The sequence below is a fragment of the Shewanella sp. ZOR0012 genome, from assembly GCF_000798835.1.
Classification (GTDB): domain Bacteria; phylum Pseudomonadota; class Gammaproteobacteria; order Enterobacterales; family Shewanellaceae; genus Shewanella; species Shewanella xiamenensis.
This window is the reverse complement of the sequence record NZ_JTLE01000094.1, coordinates 3,080,218-3,082,712: the sequence shown is the minus strand read 5'-3', so window position 1 is coordinate 3,082,712 and position 2,495 is coordinate 3,080,218. Positions and strand designations below refer to the sequence as shown.

Annotated in this window: 1 protein-coding gene and 1 pseudogene; one reads left to right on the top strand and one right to left on the bottom strand. The window is 33.8% G+C overall.

What is annotated here, in order from left to right; genetic code table 11:
* Positions 1-336 precede the first annotated feature (336 nt).
* The gene (locus L976_RS22400) at positions 337-1,845 is read left to right on the top strand and encodes an EAL domain-containing protein (protein ID WP_052184002.1); all 1,509 of its coding nucleotides are present in this window, start codon (positions 337-339) and stop codon (positions 1,843-1,845) included.
* A gap of 270 nt (positions 1,846-2,115) precedes the next feature.
* Here L976_RS22400 and L976_RS22885 read toward each other — a convergent pair.
* Positions 2,116-2,495, bottom strand: a pseudogene (locus tag L976_RS22885) (transposase); the annotation flags it as partial.

Sequence of the window (2,495 nt, the reverse complement as noted above, 5' to 3'; positions counted from 1 at the left end):
GTAAGTGAACCGCGGTTGATTAAGGCTTGGTTGTATTGCTTCCAGTTGGTTGTTTTATAGCGAGGCTTTGACACGGTTGATGGGTAAGTTGATAGGCGATGCCGATCAGATCTGCGGCTACGGTTTTAGTTAAACCTATTTAGGAAACAAAGCCTCAGCGGGCAGTAAAAAGCAGACCTCAATCGCCTATAGTTTTAGTACAACTGATTTAGGAAACAAAGCTAAAGTTTTTCATAAATTTGTTGAGTGATATCACATTAAGTAAAATTGATGTTAATAATTTTCTCAAAAATGCTATAATCATGTACATCGTTGGCATCTATATGCATAACTATAATGAAAGCATCATCTTTTATTAGTTTACGTTATTTCACATTCTTTAACACTATTATTGGGGTTGCTTTTATCTCTATTATTGCTTCGATTGATTTCAAACACCAACATGAGAATAGCGTTACAAAAATAATAAGTGAATTAAATTACATTTCATCTACAATAAATGATGAGATGTTCCCATCATTAATAGAGCTTATTGAGAAAAATAGTTGTAAGGAATTTATTTATGCAGCCAAAAAATTAACTTATAGCTATTTATTTTTGAGAAGTGTCAACGTGGTTTCGAACATGGAAATACAATGCAGCACTTTATCCGAAAATAATATCATTAAGTTAAAAGATGCAGAATCTTTATCATCTTACGATAATGAATTTTATCTACATCAAACTCCATTCTCTAATCTCAAAATTCAAGACGATGACGGTGTTTTTATTGTAAGAAAAGCGTTAAGCAATACTAAAAGCATTTACTTTGCAATCCACCCTGATTTTATAAGAAAACTTGTTGATACATCAATAGATATTTACAAGCTAGATATAGCAGTAGGTAATTATCTTATAAATGGAAATAATACTCAAAATAAAAATTCATTCGAAAGTAAGAATACATTATTTGGTAATGTAAAAGTTCTGTCAAAGTTAGATTTAAAAATGTATTCAAGTGGTTTGATAAGGGAATATGGATTATACATATTGTTATGGGTTTTATTTTCACTGACGATTTCAAAAAGCATATATAATTCTTTCACATCATTTGACGTAATGATTTTCAAAATTAAAAATGGCATTAAAAACAAGGAATTTGAACCTTATCTGCAGCCGGTATTTAATGCAGAAAAAAAATTAATAGGCGTTGAAGTTCTTGTGAGGTGGGTAAGGCAATCTGGAGAGATTATTTATCCAGATAAGTTTATTGAAGTTGCAGAAAGAAGTGGTCAAATACAAGATATAACAACAATTCTTTTTGAAAAGGTTATAGATGAACTTTTGCACTTTAATGATAATAGTGATTTTTCTTTGCATATTGCATTTAACATATGCCCAGTACAGTTGGCTGATAAAATCTTATACGATAATTGTATAAAATTTTTCGACCGTCTTAATGATAAGATATTTTCTCTAATCTTGGAAGTTACAGAAAGAGAGGCTTTCCCCAATGGGGAAATAATTAACAGTATTGTTTCAGAATTAAAACCTAGAGGTTTAAAATTAGCTATAGATGATTTTGGAACTGGTCATTGCTCACTAAAATATATACATCAAATGGATGTTGACTTTATTAAAATTGATAAAAGTTATATTGATTGCATCGATACAGGCGGAAAGATTGAAATTTTAGAAAACATTATTGATCTAGCCAAGAGATTAAATGTTCCAATGGTTGCTGAAGGCGTCGAAAAAAAACTGCAATATGAATATTTAATCTCAAAGGGAGTTGATAACTTTCAAGGTTATCTATTCGAAAGACCCTTGAAATTGCATGATTTTGTTGACAAGTACCTGAGTTGATCGAAAATGGATGTCTCTGTTTTATTCTAGAAGACTTAAAGAAGGAGTTTGAAAATGCGCCCAAATATCCCGAGCAACTTAGTCTAATCGATGGCGAGAATGATGAGTTTTAGGTGGATGTTAAGTCATCCGCCAAAGTGCCTCCCCAAAAACTAGCTCCCCAACCGTTCCTGTGTCTCAGCAATTTAAAATTGAAATATGGAGAGAATCAAAAAGGACTTTTTTTCCTAAATCGACTCAGCGAACAAAGCCCCCATAATTGTTTAAATATCAAACTACATAGTGAATTTCAGGCATACCTAGCCCAGTAAGTTTGTTCAAAGCCATAATCATCGCGTAAGCTTCTCCCACCTGAGCGTTATAATTCCGAATGCTCAACGTGCCACCTAGCAGTTGTTTTATCCTGTACATAGCGGTTTATGAGATTGAGCGGCGATGATGACCATACCGTTTTTTCCACTACTTATTTGAGCCATGAAGTTGTTGCCAACTGACGGCTAAGTTACGTAGATGTCCTGGTTCCCAGAGCGCAGCACTTCCCTAGGTGGGGTCAGTACTAAAGCGCGATTTCGACGAACGGCTTCGTGACAAGCTTTCGTGTCGTAAGCACCATCACCCGAGATATTGCGGATTTTTCGATGGGTTTGTTC

Bases quoted from the DNA above. Each gene is read 5' to 3' on its own strand.
- L976_RS22400 (WP_052184002.1), top strand. From the start codon at position 337: ATGAAAGCATCATCTTTTATTAGTTTACGTTATTTCACATTCTTTAAC.